Source organism: Caecibacteroides pullorum, from assembly GCF_019239235.1.
GTDB lineage: Bacteria > Bacteroidota > Bacteroidia > Bacteroidales > Bacteroidaceae > Bacteroides > Bacteroides pullorum.
Window position 1 is genome coordinate 13,199 of record NZ_JAAZTS010000027.1, and the last position, 22,471, is coordinate 35,669.

The window sequence follows — 22,471 nt, forward strand, 5'->3', positions numbered from 1 at the left end:
TCCGGCAGTATTTGTTCTTACCGAGGGTGTGTCAAAGGAAGGGAATCCTTTTGGTACACCCTCGTTTTTTTGTCTGTAAGCGTACTTTTCTGACTGAAATCATGTACCTTTGCCTGCAAAACCAATCCGTGTCATCATGATGAATAAGATTAATGCTGTCTGTGTCTATAGTGCGTCGAGTACGAAAATCGATTCTGTATATTTTGAAACAGCCCGTAAGTTGGGTACCCTGTTGGCTCAGAATGGTATCCGTGTAGTCAACGGTGCCGGAAATATGGGATTGATGGCTGCTGTTTCCGATGCTGCGCTAGCGGCTGGAGGGAAGGTAACAGGTGTCATTCCCCATTTTATGGTAGAGCAGAACTGGCATCATACTGGATTGAGCGAACTGATAGAAATCAACACCATGCACGAACGCAAGCAGAAGATGGCTGCCCTAAGTGACGCTGTCATCGCCCTGCCCGGCGGTTGCGGCACACTAGAAGAGCTGCTCGAGATCATCACTTGGAAGCAACTGGGCCTCTATCTGAACCCCATCGTCATCCTGAACGTGAAAGGCTACTATAACCCGCTACTCGAAATGTTCGCCCGTGCAGCCGAAGAACATTTCATGGGTGTTCGCCACATGGATATCTGGCGTGTAGCCAATACACCTGAAGAGGCCATAACACAAATACAAACCACTCCTATTTGGGACGTTTCCATCCGTAAATTTGCTGCTTTATGATACTTTCGCCACTGCTCCAGGCTATACCCATCTCAGAACAAGGCATCCCCCTGCCCTATCTGCCAGGACGTGACGATACCATCGCGTTGCTACTATTGTGCTGCTTCCTACTATCATCCTATATTCTCTCCCGCAGCCGTAAGTTTTTGCTCCAGCTAGGCAAAGACTTTATCATGCACCGTGAACGAGCTAGCATCTTTGCAATATCCTCAGGAACAGACATTCGTTTTCTGCTGGTACTGATTCTTCAAACCTGCGTACTGGCCGGCATTTACCTCTTCGTCTGTTTCAGCGACCTCTACCCTGAAATAATCCATACTATACCATCTTCCTTCCTCCTTGCCGGCTACATAGCAAGTTGCATACTATACCTCTTTCTGAAATGGTCTATCTATTCTATGCTTGGATGGATTTTCTTTGACAAAGGTACAGTGGATTTCTGGATGGAATCTTATTCCACTCTCTTATACTATATGGGATTCGGGCTTTTTCTCTCTATTCTCATGGTAGTCTACCTCGATTTCAGTCTGCAAAATTGTGTTATAATCGGCCTCCTTCTGCTTGGTTTGGTTAAAATATTGATGTTTTACAAATGGATAAAGCTTTTTTGTCACAATTTGTTCGGCTGTTTCCTTTTAATTTTATACTTTTGTGCCCTTGAAATCAGCCCTTGTATTATGTTATACAGCGGGTTGACACAACTAAACGATTTTTTGACAATAAAATTTTAGGACGTTGAAAATAAAAAAAGTGCTTGTATCGCAGCCGAAGCCGGCCTCAGAGAAGTCTCCATACTACGATATAGCCGAAAAGTACGGAGTGAAAATAGAATTTCGCCCGTTTATAAAAGTGGAGAGCGTTTCTGCAAAAGAGTTCAGACAACAGAAGATCTCGATTCTAGACCATACAGCTGTGGTTTTCACATCTCGCCACGCTATCGATCATTTCTTCCACTTGTGCACAGAACTGCGTGTTACGATTCCAGAAACCATGAAATATTTCTGTGTAACCGAGTCCATTGCACTCTACATTCAAAAGTACGTACAATATCGGAAGCGTAAGATATTTTTTGGCCAAACCGGCAAGTTCGACGACTTGCTGCCAGCCATTCTGAAACACAAGACGGAAAAATATTTGGTCCCCATGTCAGACGTACATACCGACGAAATTAAGAATGCATTGGATAAGAACAAAATCCAGCATAGTGAGGCTGTCATGTACCGTACGGTGAGCAATGACTTCCAACCAGGTGAATCATTCGACTACGACATGCTGGTGTTCTTTAGCCCCGCAGGAGTGTCTTCTCTGCAAAAAAACTTCCCTAACTTTGAACAGAAAGACATTAAAATAGGTACTTTCGGTTCTACAACGGCACAAGCTGTACGCGATGCAGGACTGCGTCTCGACTTGGAAGCCCCCAGCGTAAAAGCCCCTTCAATGACAGCGGCTCTTGACATGTTTATCAAGGAGAACAATAAAGAATAAGTGAACAGATTGCGAAAGCCCGAAAGGCTGAACAAAAAAAAGATAATAGAGAAGATGTTCGCGGGAGGTTCGCGTTCCTTCTCTATTTTTCCTTTACGGGTAGTATGGTTGCCAGTAGAGGAACTTGATGTGCAGGCATCCATTCTGATCAGTGTATCCAAACGTCGCTTCAAACGAGCAGTTAAACGTAACCGCATAAAACGTCAAATACGTGAAGCCTACCGTTTAAATAAACAAATACTACTTGCTCCTTTGACTGAAAAAAACAGGCGTCTAGCTATTGCTTTCATCTACCTAGCTGACGAACTGATGAATTCGGCATTGGTGGAAGAGAAAATAAAGGCAGCTTTGACACGTATTGTTGAAAAGATCTCGACCGAACAGACGGTCCAGCCTACCGAATGATCAGAAAACTACTGACATACCTACTATTACTCCCCATTTATTTCTATCAACGGTGTATTTCTCCGCTGACTCCTCCATCCTGCCGTTTCACGCCTACATGTTCGCAATATGCTGTAGAAGCACTGAAAAAACACGGACCAATTAAAGGGCTTTATTTAGCTATTAGACGAATTCTTCGCTGTCATCCTTGGGGAGGATCAGGCTACGACCCCGTTCCTTGAACTTGCTTTTATTAGTTTATGCATACCTTGCCTATAGATATCCACACCCATCAACTTCCAGCCTTACCGGGAGAGGCCATTATCTGCTGTTTGCCCGATACATTCCATCCACAGGAAAACAGCTGGTATTCCGTAGGTATTCACCCCTGGCAACTGGACAACTACGCATGGAAAGAGGCTGCATTCAAAGTACACTTTGAATCGTTGATACATCATCCGCAAGTGATAGCAATAGGTGAAGCCGGGTTAGACAAGCTCGCAAGTACCTCTCTGCCTCAACAAATAGAAGCACTACGCTATCAAGCTATTGTAGCCGAAACAATCGCTAAGCCCTTAATTCTTCATCTGGTGAAGGCTACAACGGAATTGCTGGCACTGAAAAAAGAACTGTCTCCTCGTGTACCTTGGATTATCCACGGTTTTCGTGGTAAGCTACAACTAGCCCTCGAACTTGTGCGCCACGGTTTATATCTTTCATTTGGTGCTAACTATCAAGAGGAAGCCATGAAACAGATACCTACCAACCGTCTGTTACTGGAAACGGACGAAAGCAACGTACCTATCGCAGACTTATACAAAAAAGCCGCGCTTCTACGTAACATAACAGATAAAGAACTCATGGAAACAGTTTCCACTAACATACAACGTATCTTTTTTGAACATTAAGTTTTGTTTCTTCAAAGAAAGGTCGTACTTTTGTAGCAAGTATAACTATAAATCAAATCATTAAACAATCAATCATTCGATGAATTTTGTAGAAGAATTAAGATGGCGTGGCATGCTCCACGATATGATGCCGGGCACGGAAGAACTGCTGGCCAAGGAACAAGTGACTGCTTATATTGGTTTTGATCCTACAGCTGACTCCTTGCACATCGGACACTTGTGCAGTGTCATGATTCTGCGTCACTTTCAGCGTTGCGGACACAAGCCTTTGGCTTTGATTGGCGGCGCAACAGGTATGATTGGTGACCCTTCCGGCAAGTCAGCAGAACGTAATCTGTTGACAGAAGAAACCCTGCGTCACAACATGGAAGGCATGAAAAAACAGCTGAGCAAATTCTTGGATTTTGACTCTGATGCTCCCAATCATGCCGAGCTGGTGAACAACTATGACTGGATGAAAGATTATAGTTTTCTGGATTTCGCCCGTGAAGTAGGTAAACACATCACCGTCAATTATATGATGGCAAAAGACAGCGTAAAAAAACGTTTGAACGGCGAAGCCCGCGATGGCCTTTCGTTCACCGAATTCACCTATCAGCTGTTACAAGGATACGACTTTCTCCACTTGTATGAAACCAAAGGTTGCAAACTTCAAATGGGAGGTAGCGATCAATGGGGTAACATTACAACGGGCGCCGAATTGATCCGTCGCACGAATGGCGGTGAAGTTTATGCATTAACTTGTCCGTTGATTACCAAAGCAGACGGAGGCAAATTTGGCAAAACCGAAAGCGGAAATATCTGGCTTGATCCACGTTATACTTCTCCCTACAAATTCTATCAATTCTGGTTGAATGTAAGCGACGAAGATGCTAAGCGTTATATCAAGATCTTCACAGCCCTAAGCAAAGAAGAAGTAGAGGCACTTACTGCCGAACATGAAGCAGCACCGCACTTACGTGTTCTTCAGAAACGTCTGGCCAAGGAAGTAACAATCATGGTACACTCCGAAGAAGACTTCAACGCAGCTGTAGAAGCTTCAAATATTCTTTTTGGTGGTGGCACATCCGAAGCTCTGAAGAAATTGGATGAGCAAACACTGCTTTCCGTATTCGAAGGTGTTCCACAATTCGAAGTATCACGTGATGCATTGGCCTCTGGAGTGAAAGCTGTAGACTTATTCGTTGAAAATGCAGCTGTATTTGCTTCAAAAGGCGAAATGCGCAAATTGGTTCAAGGTGGTGGCGTTTCACTGAACAAGGAAAAACTCACAGCTTTCGACCAAGTAATTACCACTGCCGACCTGCTAGACGACAAGTATCTGCTGGTTCAGCGCGGCAAAAAGAACTACTACCTGATTATTGCGAAATAAACCTAAGATATATTCGCAAAAATAAAACCACAAAATAAAACTACCCAAGATTACGAACTAAAAACGTATTCTTGGGTAGTTCTTTGTTCTAGAGATTCTGTAAGTTTTTAGAACCCAGGAATCAAATGAACTTCTGTACGTATCTGTTTCACATGATGATAATTCATCCATTCATAAAGCAATTTACGATGCTTATTCAATGTCTCCTGATATTTATGTTCCACAGCAAGATTACGCATTTCTCCACGATCTCGACACATATCAAATAACTGCTCACGATATCGGCCTTTATCATAGAGTATATACTTGTATCGCTGTGTACGAAGCATCCACCCACGTGTATTTCCACCTTTATCAAAAAGCGTCTCTGTAACTATATAAGCCTGATGTGTCCTACCAGGGTCACCACTTTCTGCAAGAGACGCATAGGACACACCGCATAATCCATCGGGAAGATCAACACCACCCCACTGACATACAGATGCAAAAAAATCCACTCCATTGTTCACCAATTGAGGCAACTCTGCCCCTGCATGCTTTTTATCCGGCAAAACAATAATCAGTGGGACATTCACAACTTCTTCATATAAAGCAGATTTCTGATTCCAATGATGAGCTCCCACTCCGTCTCCGTGATCGCTTGTAAAGATAATGACTGAGTTTTCCCATAGATTATTTCGATCGATAGCATCTACTATTTTCCCTATTTCCATATCAACATGCTCTACCAAGCGAAAATACGCATTTCTGTACCTTCGCCAGTCGTCTGCCGTATAATGAGATGTCGGATATGCACTATAATTCAAGCTTTTTTCATAGCAGATCACATCCGCATCATAAGGATTCCGTTCATAGTTCAGTGGTAGCCCCGGACAATCAGCTAAATCTGCCATTGGTATTTCTGCAAACGGTAAGTTCTGTTGACGGGCAAACTCACAAATATTATGTGGATTATCAAATGATGCAACAAGAAAAAAAGGAAAATGAGGATTATTATCCAAATAAGCAGAACAAGCCTCAGCCAGTCCACTATCATTGTGCTCATAAAGTTTTCTAAATCCAAACGTCTGATTTGGAATAGACGGAGTATGAACATGCCATTTTCCTCCATACACACAATCATAGCCAGCATTTTTCATCAACATACCTAAACTCAGGCCACGCAAATCCTCAGGCATTGGAATACCATTGCTTGGCATACCAATTTCATGAGAAAAATGTCCGGTAAACATAGCTGCCCTGGACGGTCCGCTCAACGGCGCTGCACAATAAGCATTTTTAAAAAGAATGCCCGACTGTGCCAATCTATCTATATTGGGAGTATGTATATCCGTATTTCCCACACAACTCATCGCTGTTGCCGTTTGCTGATCAGTAAGGATATAAATGATATTTGGTCTTTCTTGGGCAGCTAAATTTATTGGAGCAAAAATGCTAGTCAATAATAACATCTTATTTGTCAAATATCTTTCAATTTTCATCTAAATCTGTTCTTGTTATTTCTTTTGAAACGAAAATTCTACAGGTATTCCATGTTGGCAGATAACATCCAACAGAGTTTGATTACCAACATGTTCCACATGAACATTGGGACTCTCAGATACAAGTTCCCATTGATGACAGAGTATCAATCTTTTGGAGATCGGCCGGCTTGGAGATTTGGTTGTATAGGCTTTTTCCTGAATATTCAAGTTAGGATCACAAATACTAACCAGCAATTTCTCATCTGAAAATTTATGCATCACCATAGTTTCTGCTGGAATTTCCAGAAACAAAAGATCGTCCTTAAACTGAAGATCCTCAAATACAGAATAAGCCTTTATGCCTGTAATAACATCATATACAATATGAGCGTTATTATCTGCCTGTATAACCTGATATGTATCCAAAGGATGAATTTCTTTTTGTTCCTGTGCGGTAGGCTGAATCCAAACTAAATATTCATAAGTTCCATTCTGAGGTGCATAGCCATGATTTATCCATGCTGAAGAAAAATCACCGTAAGTAAATTCCCGATTTTTTTCATGGCGCGACTCCTGATGGGCAATCTGCACATGAACGTCTCCCTTCTTTATATAATATTGGTTACGATAGCCATCTTGAAGACACACAGGATGTTCTTCCGTAGCATGCATATTTTGATGAAAGCCTAGTTGGTTTTTCTGTTGCCCATTAATCCTAACACCCTCACCGTCCTTTTCCCAAACACTTTGAAAAAGGGTTGTTTCTGTCGGATATATTGAATTAGTATTACTGATACCTGTTCCTAAACAAATCATACGATTCTCAAAACAGAACACTGTTTTCCGTGCTACAAAATCAGAAGTAAAGTTTTTCAAATCGCGTTCCATCAGTTTAGTTGTAAAAATTCCGTTTTTACCTTCAAGCGAACAAGCACCAGAGAAATGTTCTCTTGACTTAGCCATAGTGGTAGCAGGAAGAGGACTGTCCAGAAGCTCAAAAGGCAAATGTATTGATGTAGTTCCAGGTAATCTGTTCCAGTCCCAACCTTCTTCATTATATCCACTAGCTTTGCGTGACTCTTGGCCCATTATCTGTACAGAACCATAACTTTGATAACGACCGTAACGATTATCCTTAGCATATATCTCAGCTCCCCACACATCCGTATTGTATCCCTTCAAAGTAACCATCCAATTGTTTCTGCGAAAAATACCAGCTGCTCCATAATTATAGACAAAGAATCCTTCGGGAGCCTTTGCAGCTTTTATTCCTTGCGACTTAAAAAACTCCTTTTCTTTACTCTCTCCAGTGAACAAACGAAGGTAATCTGCGGCTAATTGATGATCAAAGGCATCCCCTTGGCCAGATAAGTCACCTGCTAGCGCTAAATAAGCAAAAGAAGCAATATCATCATCTTTCATAGATCCACTAAATGGATGCCTCCCACTGAGACCAATACCCCATTCATATTTATTACAATAGTTTCTCATAGCAATGAATGCAGATTTCAATACTTGCCGAGCTTCTTTTGTAGGTTCATATTGAGTCCCATTTGTTAAAGATATATAAGTTCCAATAGAAGCCAACACGCCTGTAGTATAAGCAGGATAAAAACCTCCATGATGGAATGTAGTACCATCAATTTTTATCCCCCCAATTGTGCCAGGAGTATAGTGCAATGAAGAGGATAACCATCTAGTCAGACCTTTCAAGGCCCTGCTTCTTTCTCTTTCGTCAGTCTGCATTAAAGCTGCAATAGTTTTAGGCATCAATAGAGTATGCCAACTATCCAACAATTCATCCCTCTCTTGCGTACATGCCTTCCGAGTCTCTTGTAATGCCGACCAAAATAGAAGAGTAGAAATAATATTGTCACAATTAGGCGATTTCCATATTTTGTCGCGCATCAACCAAGCTGCTGAGTATATTTTACGAACCTGATAACCATAATGATGATTAGTTCCCATCCCGCTTCCGTATGCAAAACCTTGATCAATAGCAAAATCCCATACTAAAAAATACTTATTTTCAGCATCTTGAGAATTGTTATAATGGGCATCGTATGCAAAACCTGAAAGCATTGTTTCTATATCATTCCAAGACATTTCCCCTTTAGAACGATCCAGTTCGTCTGGCGCAACAATCGGAGCGCCCGTAAATCCAGACAAAGATCTTTTTATATTAGCTTTTCGAAATGTCTCATATGCATCGTTTATGGATTCTTTAGACGGCATAGATAGAGCTAATACATGGTCCAATCGAGTTTCAACATTATGCAACTCATCTCGTTCGTTTTTCGTCAGTGCTATAGGAAGTGGCAAATCATATTGATATTGTTCCCATTGCCAAACTCTACACCAATGCCATAAATCACGGAACGTGAGTGAATTATTATAAGGCATTTGCTGATCCGGCGTCGTACGTAAATTCATCTTCTTGACAGGAAAAGTAAGCCGGTCTATGAATACACGACCCTCTCTGTTAGGAGCAATAATTCTCCACTGAACTATTTCTTGTTCCTTTTTATCACCAAGCATATGTTTGAAACCAATCCAACATGCTCTCCAGCCTGCTGCAGATAACTTAAAACTAAATTGATAGGAGATATGCCCCTTTGGGGAAAGAAACTGAAACTGAAGACTATCCTTCTGTGGCTGTTCATTATATATCCATAGAGTAATTCCATACTTATCCGCTTTATCTTTATCCAATAAAAGGTTAGAATTACTTATCGTTAAAATGCTATTAGGATGAAACTGCCATTCCAAACTTTTTTTCCCATCTTTATAATACGCTTCACTAATGGCTAATTCTTTATCACAACTGGCAGACAATCTACTTGGAATTCCCCCTTCAAAACTCCAAGCCTGTGCATGCACACGACCAAAACATATACATAATAGGAATATAGCCAATATACATAATTTTTTTTCCATAAAAATATCACTTCTTAAAATAACAAGAGGGACAGCCATTTGATGGTTTCCCTCTTGTCTACAAGTTTTCTTATATAATCATTAGGTTAGAAGTTTTATTATTTATCTCCCAATCATTGCCAATATTTATTTTGTTGCAATTTACCGTTTACATCTAATTCTTTAGTTGGGATTGGTAAAAACTGATGTTTTTCTTGTGTTCTTGCAGCATAATCTTTGGCACCAATATAATTATTACCTGTTGCCCAACGAGAATCTTGAGTAGCCGCACCCAATTTATCATGTATAGCTTCTACATAAATACCCCAACGTACCAAATCATATTTACGAAGAGATTCAAAACATAACTCTCGTGCTCGTTCATCTCGAACAGCCTGTTGAAAATCTACATAAGATAATCCCGAGAGCTCAGATATACCAGCACGTTTACGAATAGTATTGATACATTCATAAGCCAAATCTGTAGGACCTTGATTGGCCTCATTTTCAGCCTCAGCAAGCATTAACAAAACATCTGCATAACGTAAAATCGGATAGTTTTCAGGAGTCCAGTTCTTTTCCTTATAAGAAGACGTTTCCCATTCACGACGGAACTTACCACAACAACGTTGAACTAATTCTGTATCTTTCCAATTTATCTTTTCATCTTTATTATTAATTTTGTATGGAGCGATAGACAAATCACGACGAAGATCATTTTCTTCAAACAAATCCCATAAAATCAACGATGCAGCATAGAATCCATAACTATACCCAGTACCCGTAGTGGTAGCACATTGTTGAAGATTACCAATAACATTACCAATGCGTCCATCCGTATAATTGCCTAAGCCATCAGCACTTCGATTACCTATGAATTCGGCCTCCCAAATACTTTCATTATATTCCGTATCATATTGATCCGAGGCCAAATTTTTCCATAAAACATAAATGTCTGGATTCAAACGATGCTTATTGGAATCTTTAACCTTCTTAGCCCATTCCGCAGCTTTAGCATAATAAGGCTGTCCACCATTGGCGGGATAACCAGCACGCCATAAATAAACCCTTGCCAAAATACCCATTACCGTATTTTTCTTCACATAAGAAGGAGACAAGTCATAGTCACTATTATCTACCATATCTACGCAGTCTTCCATTTCCTGAATAATCCAATCCAAGGCTTCAACATGCGAAGTGGCCTCCAATGGAGAATTATTAACATCTTTGAAAGCTTCTTTACGCAAAGGCACTTCATACCATCCTTGTACCAAAAGAAAATGGTAATATGCACGCAAGAATTTAGCTTCCCCCTTCATACGAGTCTTTACGCTTTCTTCCATGTCTGCATTGTCTATATTCTCAAGTAACATATTTGCATTATTGATGCCTTTATATAGAACCTCCCATGCTCCCCAAATATGTTGGTTACCTGCATTATGATCATTACCATATACTTGACTAGTCAATGCACCACTATTTCTTTGGTAATAACTTAAATCGTCTACATTTGAAATCATACACGAATAAAAATTCCCATAAATTTCCTCATAAACAAGCGTATAATATACACCAGCAAGAGCCATTTTACACTCACTTTCGTTTGTATAGAATGTTTCAGGAGCAACAAAGTCATATGGTTTAGTATCTAAAAAGTCATCGCACGCAGATAACATCAAGCATGTACATATTACGAGACCGACTGTTTGCAAATATTTATATATTGCTTTCATATTAAATCAATTTTTATAGTTTAAAATGTTAAGTTTAATCCTACAGATAAATTGAACGAGCGAGGGTATGCTGACCAATCAAATCCTGGCGTCAATGGAGAATTACGGGTTGAAACCTCGGGGTCACTACCAGAATAGCTCGTAATAGTTGCTATATTTTCCGCAGATACATATATGCGAGCACTACTCAAATGAACGGGTTTCAATACTTTGGGATCAAAATTATATCCTAAAGAAATATTTTTCAACTTCAAGTATGAACCATCCTCAACATAAAGAGAACTATACTCACTCGAACCTTGAGCTTTTGCACGTGGAATGTCACTAGTCGGATTATCAGGAGTCCAACGGTTTACATAAGATGCAAACATATTCGTATTTTGCTTGGACGCTGGATTTTCAAAAACCATACGGTTGGCATTCAATATATCATTTCCATAACTCCATTGGAAGAATATATTCAAATCAAAATTTTTCCATACGAAGTTGTTAGAAAAACCTCCTGTATTTTTAGGTTGCCCATTACCAATAGCAGTTTTGTCATTCTCATTAATTTCACCACTTCCATCAAGGTCTTTATACTTGGGATCACCAGGTTGAGTACCAGCTGTATAATAGGGAATACCCTCTTTTAATGTATAGACAGGTTCGCCATTTGCTCCAGTCGTTACATCAAAATCTTCATACTTATAAGTACCTTCATAAATAAATCCATACATCTGTCCAGCAGATTCGCCAACTTTACTTATATAAGCAGGAACAGTCCGATACTTATTATCCCAACTAATATAGCTGGTCATATAAGGTTGCCCAGAATTTAAAGCAATAATTTCATTTTTATTGAAGGCAATATTGAAGTTTGAAGTCCATGTGAAATCTTTCGTCTTGATATTAGTAGTTTCAAGAGTAAGTTCGAAACCACTATTACGCAGCTTTCCAACATTCAATGTTGCTGAAGAAAAACCTGAACTAGCAGCAATATCAGCATCGAGCAACAAATCACGTGTTGTTTTAATATAATAGTCCATGTTCAAGTTAATACGCCCATCTAAGAAACCTAAATCCAAACCAAAGTCTAATTGTTCTGTTGTTTCCCATTTCAATTTCTCATTATACATACTACTAAGTACATAACCCTGACTAAATTCACCATTCCAAGGATATTTATATACATCATCGCTGGTTACCAAATGGGCCATATAATCATAATTACCAATACGGTTGTTACCTGTCTGTCCATAGCTAAAACGCAACTTACCATTTGACAACCATTCCAAATTTTCTGCAATAAATGATTCACGTTGGAATGCCCATGCAACAGATCCTGAAGGGAAATACCCCCAACGGTTCCCTTTTGCAAATTTGGAAGAACCATCTGCACGCATTGTAGCTGTCAAATAATAACGAGAATCGTAATTGTAATTAATACGCCCAAAATATGACATCAACTTATTCTCACCTTTGGAAGATGTGACAGTCGGATTGCTTCCTTTATTTAAACCTGCCATTCCAAATGATTCATTACTAATTTGTTCTGTAGAAATTGAATGAATGTAACTAGTATTCTTTTGAACAGACATACCTAATAAGGCATTAAAATTGTGTGAGTTCTTATTAAGCTGGTAGCTTAAGGTGTTTTCATTCAAATAACTTCTGTCTTCACTCTGATACAAATAAGCGTTGATACCCTTACTCTGCGTATTAGACGGATGGGAGTTACCTGTACGTGTTTGAGAATTGTTAAATTCTTCATTTTTATAATCTCTAGCCGTATAACCTGCTGCAACTTTCAACTTCAAATTCTTGATTATCTCATATTCTGCACCAAAATTAAACGACAGATTATTCGTCGTTTTATGACGATATTCATTCTGAGCAGATTTTACAGGATTAAATCGATAATCTTCTGTCATATTGACACCTTCATCATACATTTCATTCAATAAATCTTTACCATTAGGCGATACTGGACGAAATGCCCACACACTATACAAATAGGCTGTTGACATTGCTGTAGTCGAAGTGGATACAGTAGGCCCGTCTTGGATATTGCTAGCATAGTTTCCTGTAAAATCAATTTTTAATTTATCATTCACTTTTTGACTTAAGTTCACACGTCCCTGATAACGTTTTACTCCAGAATTAATAATAACCCCTTGCGTATCATCAAAAGAAAGAGATGTTGTATACTTTAAGTTACCTTGTCCTCCTGTCATAGAGACATGATGACTATTACTCAATGCCGTACGATAAATATAATCTTGCCAATCGTAAGACTGAGCAGTACGATATGAATCAATAGTAGGATAAAGTTCTGTCAGATAATTGTTTTCAAAATCAGTACTATTACCCATTATTTCCTGCTGTAAACATACAAACTCATAACCATCCATTACTTCAGGAGTATTTTTCACTGTACTAATCTTGAAACTACCATTATAACTAATAGTCGGCTTACCTGCACCACCTTTTTTAGTTGTAATAATAACAACACCATTAGCACCACGTGCACCATAAATAGCTGTAGCTGAAGCATCTTTAAGGATATCAATCGACTCAATATCATTGGGATTTAAAGAACTAAGTCCAGATGATTCAGAAGGAAAACCATCAATTACATAAAGAGGCGCAGTACTTCCTGTTAATGAACCAGCACCACGAATAACAATATCAAAATTATCACCAGGACCACCATCACTTGAAGTAACTTGTACACCAGCAATACGTCCTCCCAAATTTTCTGCAATGTTAGTGACAGGAGCCTTTACCAAGTCTTTCATATCCGCCGAACCAATAGACCCTGTCAAGTCTCTTCTTCTGACATCTCCATAACCAACGGCAACAATTTGAACCTCATCCAAAGTCTGGGTATCTTCCGTCATTGTTATATTAAAATTCTTTTGATTACCGACTTTAACAGTCTGTGTCTTATAACCAATAAAAGAGAATTGAAGTACATCATTAGGCTTTACATTTTCTAATTTAAATACTCCGTTAAGATCTGTCGTTGTACCATTAGTTGTACCTTTCACAACGACACTTACGCCAGGAAGTTCTCCCAATGCGTCAACTACTTTACCTGTGATTTGACTGCCGTTTTGTGCTTTCATAGTTAAAAAGCAGAAAAAAACATTCACCAGCAGCATTAAGGTTACTCTTTTTTTCATAAATATTAAATTAATAAATTGATAATAAAATTGCGTTTATTGATTTTGGACAATAGAAAACTGCACAAAATTACAGTTCCTTAAGGCATTTCACATACTTTATTAGTTCACATTTGGTCTGATATCGTACAAACCTCAACAAGAACTGTCTATTGCCTCTCTTTTATTTCAGTCAATAAGGAAGACAGTTTTTTCACAATATCTTGATGCTCTTCTGCCACATTCGTCTTTTCCGAAGGATCCTGAGCAATATTGTACAACTGCGCTTCAGGATCATTGCCTAGTTCCATTTTCGTCCAAAACTCAATAGCAGGCTTATCGCTAGGCTCAATATATTTCCAATCGCCTTGGATGATGGAAAGCGTATTATTCAGATTTTGCTGCACAACATATCCACATCCGATAGTATCCTTACCCAAAAATGTCTCAAGACAATCACGACTATCGGGTGCCACTCCTTCTGGCAACTTATGCCCCAACAAACCTGCCAACGACGCATAAACATCAATCATGGAGAACAACGCCTGTTGCTTGCCTGGCTGGATGGCGGCCGGCCAACGTACGATGAAGGGGATACGTGTTCCTGCCTCGTAAGCGCTATATTTGCCACCCCGATAATGTTTCATCGGTGTATGACCGTTCAGCAATTCGCGTGCCTGATCCTGATAACCGTCATCAATGACAGGCCCGTTATCGCTACAGAAAACAAAAATGGTATTGTCCGCAATGCCCAAGCTATCGAGCGTATGCATAATTTCGCCTACAGTCCAATCGAGCTGGAGGATGACATCACCACGAGTTCCCAACCCACTCTTACCTGCAAAGCGCGGATGAGGTATGCGAGGCACATGAATGTCTTGCGTACCCATATAAAGAAAGAACGGCTGGTCTTTGTGATCGATAATAAAGTCCTTAGCCTTATTCGTGATAACATCAGCAATATCTTCGTCTACCCACAAAGCAGATTTACCACCTGTCATCCATCCGATACGAGGAATGCCGTTGATAATCGTATTGTTATGTCCCTGGCTGGGTTTCAGCTTGACCAGTTCCGGATTTTCTTCACCTGTAGGCCAGTCGCCCACTTTGTGTTCATAGCTGACGGTAATAGGATCGTTCGGATCAAGTCCATCCACACGACCGTTTTCTACAAATACACAAGGTACACGATCGACGGTAGCAGGAATGATATATTCATAGCCAAACCCTATATCCTGTGTATTAGGTTTGATAAGGCCGTTGAAATTAGTTCCACCTTTAGGGCCAAGTCCCAAATGCCATTTACCGATAGCTGCCGTAGCATATCCTTCTGCCTGAAACATGTCGGCCATGGTCACACAAGCCGTGTCGATGATCAGCTCAGAATTACCAGGAGCAATACCAGTATTCTCCTGACGCCAGGGATACATACCCGTCAGCAATCCGAAACGTGAAGGAGTACTGGTTGAAGATGTGGCATAAGCATTCGTAAATTGCAGACCTTGCCCCGCCAGACGGTCAAGATTAGGCGTACTGATTTTCGTAGCTCCATAGCAACTCAAATCACCAATACCCAAATCATCGGAAATAAGATAAACAACATTGGGCTTTTGATTAGTTTGAGCCTCTTTGGAAGACTTCGCTGTGCTGTTGCAGGCACTGAATAAAGCAGCACCAACTGGAAACACAATAAGAAAAGGAGAAGGATTTCTCATAGCGCTTTGATTTTAAAATGTTACGCCGCAAAAGTAGAGACATCCTCCCAATAGTATTATCAGAAAAAGTTCAAAGAAAGACGAAAAACGTACATATCAGCATTACCCCTCAAACACAAAACAGTGCTTTCCTATCAAGAAAGCACTGTTTTCCAATGGTTATTCCACCGTTTCGTTTCCAGCACTGCCTCCCTTTCGATAAGCCAAGGGACTCACCTGATAAACGTCCTTGAAACATTTGGAGAAATAGCGCGGCGAACTGAAACCGATACGATCTGATATTTCTGTTATATTCAATTCTGGATTGTTGCGAAGCATCAAAGCGCCCTTCTTGAGTCGAATGGTAAGAATGAAATCATTGGGTGTCTGCCCTGTAATGGCCTTGATCTTGGAAAACAGGTTGGTGCGCGCCATTGCCATTTCGCGGGCAAAGGTGTTGACATTGAAATCGGGGTCGTCCAAATGATGTTCGATCACCTCCATGGCCCTGTCGAGAATTTCCTTGTCTATCGGATTGGTTGCCAACAATTGTGCCTGAGCCTGTGGTTGCTTGCTGAACTTCTCCTGTAACAGAATGCGGGAGTTCACCAAATTGTTACAACGCGAAATGAGCAAACTGGTATTGAAAGGCTTGGTGATGTAGTCATCGGCCCCGATACGCAGACCTTCAATGTTCTGTTCGATGGCCGTACGTGCGGTTAGCAATACGACAGGAATATGACACGTGTTAAAGTCAGACTTTATTCGCTTGCACAATTCGGTACCCGACATCAGCGGCATCACGACATCGCTCACGACAATGTTCGGCTGCTCTTTGCCAATCAGCTCCCAAGCTTCCTGCCCGTTGGAGGCTGTTACGACACGATAGAAAGGAGCAAAAATATTGCTCAAGATCTCGCGAATGGAATCGTTGTCTTCTACGACCAGCATCTTCACATCGGCCATTCGCTTGATGGGAGCATCCTCCTCTAGTTCTGTCTTCAGCATCATGTCCATTTCTGCCTTGTTGACATCGGGTTGCTGGATGGAATTGTCACGAAGGTCTATCTGCTCTTTCGAGAAATGGGCATTGCCAAGCGGAATGGTCACAATGAAACTGGTACCTTTGCCCAACTCGCTTTCCACCCGTATGTGTCCATGATGCAACTCTACGATACCTTTCGTCAAGGCAAGGCCAATGCCTGTACCCGTCGACTTGTTGGCATCTTGAACATCGATAGGATCTATCTGATAGAAACGGTCGAAAATCTTATCCACTTCTTTGGCATCGATACCTTCGCCTGTATCCGTAACACAAATAATGGCATTCTTTTCGTCACGAGAAACAGACAGGGTGATGGAATCTTCGGCTTTGGTATGCTTCATCGCATTGGACAACAGGTTATTGACAACCTTCTGCATCTGTTTCTGGTCATACCAAACATCCAATGTTTCCACTTCTTGCTTGAAATCGAAATGGATCTGATGTGTACTGGCATACTCCAGAAACAACAGATAGTTTTCATAAAGGAAACTCACAATATTGTGGGAAGCCACTTTGATCTTCATGTGGCCTTGTTCCTGTTTTCGGAAATCGAGCAATTCTGTTATCAGCTCCCGAAGCTGAATACTGTTTTTATAGATGCTCAACACTTTATTATAAAGAGTCGGAGTAAAATTCTGTACCTGAAGCAACGTCTCTACCTGAGAAATAATAAGAGTAAGGGGCGTACGGAACTCATGTGAGATATTGGTAAAGAAACGTAGTTTGGATTGGTTCAACAATTCGATGTCTTGCGCATGCTTTTTCTCGTACTTCAAGGATTCCCTTAGCTTGAAACGCATTTTATAAGCTCGTATCAGATACCACAAAAGGCTACCGACAGAAAGTATATAGATCAGATAAGCCCAAACGGTCTTGTAGAAAGGCGGCAATACGTGTATCTTGAGATGGACGGGGGCACAAATGTCGGCACTCTGGTCTTTAGGTTTTATCTCAAGCGTATAGTTACCCGCATTCAGATTGGTATAAGTAATGGCATTTCCTGTACGCGCCTGCGTCCATTTGTCAGAGAATCCTCTTAATCGATAAACAATCTCGTCTTTATTGGCAGCTACATAATTGGAAGTAGCAAATTCAATGGTAAACATGGATTGATCCGCCTTAAGAGTTATTTCGGGCGTATAAGAAAGAGCTTGACTAAGGATGCCGTTTTCATCGTCTACCCGAACTTCCTTACCATTGACATAGAGCTTGGATAAGGTAATGCTATAAGGCTTTTGAGGAAAATGCAATTCCATTTCATGAAAAGAAATCATCCCTTTGGTACTTCCCAAGAAAATTTCTCCATCACGCGTGACACACAGAGCATTTTCGTTGATGGCAGAGAAAGGAAATCCATTGTCTATGTTATAATTCTGCGCCTTGAGCGTATGCCGATCAAAAATAGAAAATCCCTGGTTTGTAATCAGAAGAAGATGACCACTTACAGGTGATTCCTGAGCTTCATAAATACAGTCGCTCACCAATCCATGATGAGTCTGATCAAAATTCACAAAATTATCGTTTTGAGGACAATACAAATCCAAACCACTTCCAGAGGTCGCAAACCAGAGATTACCCTGCTTATCGCATAAAATACTGTATACATTATTGTTGCTTAAGCAATTGGCCTCATGACTATTCCAACGGTAATTTTTCAGCTCGTTTGTTTGCAGATTATATCGGAATACTCCCTCACCTGTAGCCGCAATCCAAAGATTACCTTCTTGGTCAAATTCCACATCTGCTACCATCCGAATATTTCTCCCCTCTTTCGAATGTTGAAAGAGCTTATGGCATTTTCCTGTATATTTATGAATGATACAAACGCCATTTTGAGTAGCCACAACTAAACTATCCTTACCATAAGGCTCAATATCGCGCACAATGTTGGAAGGAAGAGTTTCAGGATTTCCTTCTTCCATCCGATGATGGGTAAAACGCCCTGTACGTATGTTCAAACGATCAAGTCCACCTAAATGAGTTCCGATCCAAATTTCTTCTAGTACTGCATCATAATACAATGCTTTGACATTATCGTGAGCAATGCTATTCGTATTATTCTTGTTGGAGCGATACCAACGAAATTCATTTTTTCGCCGGTCGAGGTAGTTTAAACCACCACCCTCTGTTCCAATCCATAAGTCACCATTTTTATCCTCCACAATACGACCTACAACCGGGTTGCTCAGCCCTTTCTTCTCTACAGAAGAATAATGATAGGCTGTATAAATATTATATTCAGGATTAAAATAATTTACTCCACCAAAATAAGTGCCAAGCCACAACGTCCCTTGCTGGTCCTTCACAATACACCAGATTGAAGAATGCGTTAAGCCATCCGCCCTCACATCATTGGCCGTATGATTCTGAAAAAGCCCATTGCTCTTGTTGTAGCGATTCAAGCCATTGAATGTACCAATCCAAATATTACCTAAATTATCCTCACAACAAGCTCTCACAAAATTGGACGATATACTATGCGGATTATTAGCGTCATACTTAAAGTTACGAATACTGCCATCAGTACGGATATTGTAAAGTCCATTTTCCCAACTTCCAATCCACAGCTCTCCATCGCTATCCTCATAAATACTGGTAATGTTACCTTCTTTAATCGGATGAGACAAAGCCATGCTATCCAATTGTAAGCGATAAACGCCATCGCCAATAGTACCCATCCATAAAGATCCATTCCCCGAATGCATACAACGTATTTCAGGAGTATTCCCTGCCAATTGGTAATAAAGGTCGAAATTACCAGTGCTTTCATTATAGAGATAGATTTCGTTTTTCTTTGCAATATACAGCCCCTTGTTGTAATAAATACTATGTATATTGTCCACCAAAAGCGTCTTAAACTTTTGGGTACGAAGATCCAACTGAGCTACTCCATCATTACAAAGTAGGAATATCTTCCCCTTTTTGTCACCCGTAATACGAATTACTGTATTGCTGAACAAACTATACGAATTGTCTTTCTCCAATTTATAGGTCTGTATATCCGTTCCATTATAGCGATTCAATCCCTCACGAGTACCGATCCAAAGCATGCCATTCTCATCAATATAAAGACTGTTGACCGAGAATTGAGACAGGCCATCTTCAGTTGTCAGATTACTGAAAGCCACGTTTTGGGCATGGAGATGCACATTTGTTATGCCAATAATCCAAAATAAGAGTATATAGATGATAAGATTCTTCACTTCAGGCTTATTTTTAAGGTTCATGTGACAAATATATAAAGTTTTTATGCCATCTTACTCTTTTTTATTCCCGTTTTTTCGATTATGTCTATTTAAATGCCTATTTTTGGCAATTCATCAGTATAAATTCATTTATTTAATAATTTTAATCATGAAAGACCTTTTATCTATTGTATCTCACTTTCAGTTGGCAGACGCCGTTCGTGAAATCAAACCGTTAGGCTCAGGCTTAATCAATGACACCTATAAAGTCATAACCGAAAACAACAATCCCGACTACGTATTGCAACGCATCAACCATGCAATCTTCCAGAATGTAGACATGCTACAGGCAAACATCGAAGCCGTAACACGCCACATCCGAACGAAATTGCAGGAAAAAGGGGAATCCGATATTGAACGAAAAGTCTTGCACTTCTTGCCTGCAGACAATGGCAAGACTTATTGGTTCGATGGCGAGAACTATTGGCGCATCATGATCTTCATCCCCCGCGCAAAGACATACGAAACCGTAAATCCTGAATATTCCTATTATGCAGGAAAAGCATTCGGTAACTTTCAAGCCATGCTTGCCGATATTCCAGATACATTGGGCGAAACAATCCCCGATTTCCACAACATGGAATTTCGCCTCAAGCAACTACGCGATGCCGTAGCAGCCGATGCCGCAGGAAGAGTAAAGGAAGTACAGTATTACCTGGACGAAATAGAGCGTAGGGCAGAAGAAATGTGCAAAGCCGAACGTCTGTATCGCGAAGGGAAACTACCTAAACGCGTTTGCCACTGCGATACCAAAGTAAACAACATGATGTTCGATGAAGACGGCTCCGTACTCTGCGTCATCGACCTGGACACGGTAATGCCCTCTTTCATCTTCTCTGACTACGGAGACTTCCTCCGTTCGGCAGCCAATACCGGACTCGAAGACGACAAGAACCTGGACAACGTAAACTTCAACATGGAGATTTTCAAAGCCTTCACCAAAGGTTACCTCGAATCGGCTAAAAGCTTCCTGCTTCCCATCGAAATCGAGAACCTGCCTTACGCCGCAGCTTTGTTCCCCTACATGCAATGCGTACGCTTCCTGGCAGACTACATTAACGGCGACACCTATTACAAGATACAGTATCCTGAACACAACTTGGTACGCACGAAAGCCCAGTTCAAGCTGTTGCAGAGCGCAGAAGAACAGACGGCTGCCATGAAAGACTTTATCGCTTCCTGCATCTGATGAGAATAGATTATCTAAGCCGGATAATTTCCGGCTTACTGATATTTATATCATTGAATGTACATGGTAACCCTTATCAAGATAAAGACATGAAAGATTTGACTGTAAAAAAAATAAATGTCGATACAATATCGGTAGAAGAAATACCTGCCCTCTTCAAGCAGGAACATATCGCGTACCAGACAATTGCCAATGTCAACTGGAAAGACAGCTACCCCTATTGCCCACAAGTAGAGTTTGGCATTGCCTATACTGATAAAGCCATATTACTCCACTATCAAGTAACAGAAGAGTCGGTACGTGCCGTAGCAGGACACGACAACGGCCCTGTCTGGGAGGATGCCTGCGTAGAGTTCTTCTCCATGCCTGGCGGTGATGATATTTATTATAACGTGGAGTGTAATTGCACAGGCACCCTATTGGTCGGTGCGGGTGCGACACGTTCCAATCGCCAACATGCTCCTCAGGAGGTGCTGGACCTGGTATCGCGATGGGCTTCTCTGGGAAAGGACGATTTTGAAGAACGGATAGGAACATGCAGTTGGGAAGTTGCATTGGTCATTCCTTTCTCGACCTTCTTTCTGCATGACATCCAGTCTTTGGAAGGAAAATCGGTACGCGCCAATTTCTATAAATGCGGCGACAAGCTGCAAATGCCCCATTTCCTTTCCTGGAATCCGATAGACTTGCCGAAACCGGATTTTCATTGTCCGGCATTTTTCGGCCTGTTGCAATTTGATTAAACACAAAGAAAGTAAGAATATCCCCACCATCCGTCATCCTGGCCTTGAGCCGGGATGACGTGGTATTTGTGGGACACAACTATGGACTCTACGCTTCTAAAGTAGATGTTTAGCGCGCCAAAGTAGGTGTTTAGGAAATGCAAAGAGGGACATGTGAAACTTCGGTTTTGCTTTCACACCGCCCGTTTTTTTAGAAATTCCCCGTAAAGCCTTCACGCTTTCACTTTATCGTAAATATTTGTTTTCGAATAAATTATGGTGAAAGCAACGTTTCACGCGATTTTATTGGTTTCACACCAAGGTATAAAAAACAGGAAGGTGTGTCAAAAAGCACACCTTCTTTGTTTAGCACAAAGCCCCGACTTTCACAAGCTGGGGCTTTGTTATTACCTAAAGATTTTGTATCTTTAAGCCTAAAGAT

Annotated in this window: 15 protein-coding genes; 9 read left to right on the top strand and 6 right to left on the bottom strand. The window is 40.8% G+C overall.

The features are described from left to right. The first annotated feature begins 139 nt into the window (after nt 1–139). The 7 genes from HF894_RS13140 to tyrS all read left to right on the top strand — a co-directional run bounded on the left by HF894_RS13140 (nt 140) and on the right by tyrS (nt 4,876). Nucleotides 140–727 carry an LOG family protein gene (locus HF894_RS13140; protein WP_204972967.1) on the top strand — a complete coding sequence of 196 codons (588 nt, stop codon included), beginning with the start codon at nt 140–142 and terminating at the stop codon, nt 725–727. After that, a complete protein-coding gene (locus HF894_RS13145) occupies nt 727–1,458 on the top strand; it encodes a DUF4271 domain-containing protein (protein ID WP_075319167.1) in 732 nt (243 codons plus the stop codon). The genes HF894_RS13140 and HF894_RS13145 overlap by 1 nt, the downstream gene beginning before the upstream one ends. A 4-nt stretch (nt 1,459–1,462) precedes the next feature. Continuing rightward, a complete protein-coding gene (locus HF894_RS13150; protein ID WP_021846683.1) occupies nt 1,463–2,212 on the top strand; it encodes a uroporphyrinogen-III synthase in 750 nt (249 codons plus the stop codon). Further along, nucleotides 2,213–2,617 carry a ribonuclease P protein component gene (gene rnpA, locus HF894_RS13155; RefSeq protein WP_262484394.1) on the top strand — a complete coding sequence of 135 codons (405 nt, stop codon included), beginning with the start codon at nt 2,213–2,215 and terminating at the stop codon, nt 2,615–2,617. Then, complete coding sequence (yidD, locus tag HF894_RS13160; protein ID WP_075319169.1) at nt 2,617–2,838, top strand: membrane protein insertion efficiency factor YidD; 222 nt, start codon at nt 2,617–2,619, stop codon at nt 2,836–2,838. Before rnpA ends, yidD begins: the two co-directional genes overlap by 1 nt. A gap of 18 nt (nt 2,839–2,856) precedes the next feature. Continuing rightward, nucleotides 2,857–3,504 carry a TatD family hydrolase gene (locus tag HF894_RS13165; protein WP_204972955.1) on the top strand — a complete coding sequence of 216 codons (648 nt, stop codon included), beginning with the start codon at nt 2,857–2,859 and terminating at the stop codon, nt 3,502–3,504. Between the two features lie 79 nt (nt 3,505–3,583). Beyond that, nucleotides 3,584–4,876, top strand: coding sequence for a tyrosine--tRNA ligase (gene tyrS / locus HF894_RS13170; protein ID WP_021846686.1), 1,293 nt, complete (start codon nt 3,584–3,586; stop codon nt 4,874–4,876). A gap of 107 nt (nt 4,877–4,983) precedes the next feature. Here the strand turns inward: tyrS and HF894_RS13175 are convergent, their stop codons facing one another. From HF894_RS13175 to HF894_RS13200, 6 genes are all read right to left on the bottom strand, one after another. Continuing rightward, nucleotides 4,984–6,357 carry a sulfatase family protein gene (locus tag HF894_RS13175; RefSeq protein ID WP_204970191.1) on the bottom strand — a complete coding sequence of 458 codons (1,374 nt, stop codon included), beginning with the start codon at nt 6,355–6,357 and terminating at the stop codon, nt 4,984–4,986. Nucleotides 6,358–6,372: 15 nt separating this feature from the next. Continuing rightward, nucleotides 6,373–9,276 carry a chondroitinase family polysaccharide lyase gene (locus tag HF894_RS13180; RefSeq protein ID WP_204972957.1) on the bottom strand — a complete coding sequence of 968 codons (2,904 nt, stop codon included), beginning with the start codon at nt 9,274–9,276 and terminating at the stop codon, nt 6,373–6,375. A gap of 113 nt (nt 9,277–9,389) precedes the next feature. Continuing rightward, entirely contained in the window at nt 9,390–10,988 is a 1,599-nt protein-coding gene (locus HF894_RS13185) for a RagB/SusD family nutrient uptake outer membrane protein (RefSeq protein WP_204970193.1), read from the bottom strand. A gap of 20 nt (nt 10,989–11,008) precedes the next feature. Beyond that, on the bottom strand, nt 11,009–14,155 hold the full coding sequence (locus HF894_RS13190) for a SusC/RagA family TonB-linked outer membrane protein (RefSeq protein ID WP_204972959.1): 3,147 nt from the start codon (nt 14,153–14,155) through the stop codon (nt 11,009–11,011). A 149-nt stretch (nt 14,156–14,304) separates the two neighbouring features. Next, complete coding sequence (locus HF894_RS13195) at nt 14,305–15,849, bottom strand: sulfatase family protein (RefSeq protein ID WP_204972961.1); 1,545 nt, start codon at nt 15,847–15,849, stop codon at nt 14,305–14,307. 159 nt (nt 15,850–16,008) lie between these two features. Next, nucleotides 16,009–20,100: a hybrid sensor histidine kinase/response regulator transcription factor gene (locus HF894_RS13200; RefSeq protein WP_204972963.1), complete on the bottom strand. Its 4,092-nt coding sequence runs from the start codon at nt 20,098–20,100 to the stop codon at nt 16,009–16,011. A 127-nt stretch (nt 20,101–20,227) separates the two neighbouring features. Here HF894_RS13200 and HF894_RS13205 point away from each other — a divergent pair, with 127 nt between their 5' ends. Then, nucleotides 20,228–21,307 carry a phosphotransferase enzyme family protein gene (locus HF894_RS13205; RefSeq protein WP_021846693.1) on the top strand — a complete coding sequence of 360 codons (1,080 nt, stop codon included), beginning with the start codon at nt 20,228–20,230 and terminating at the stop codon, nt 21,305–21,307. Beyond that, nucleotides 21,307–22,050 (top strand): carbohydrate-binding family 9-like protein, encoded by a 744-nt coding sequence (locus tag HF894_RS13210; RefSeq protein WP_394369854.1) that lies wholly within the window; start codon nt 21,307–21,309, stop codon nt 22,048–22,050. Before HF894_RS13205 ends, HF894_RS13210 begins: the two co-directional genes overlap by 1 nt. Nucleotides 22,051–22,471 lie beyond the last annotated feature (421 nt).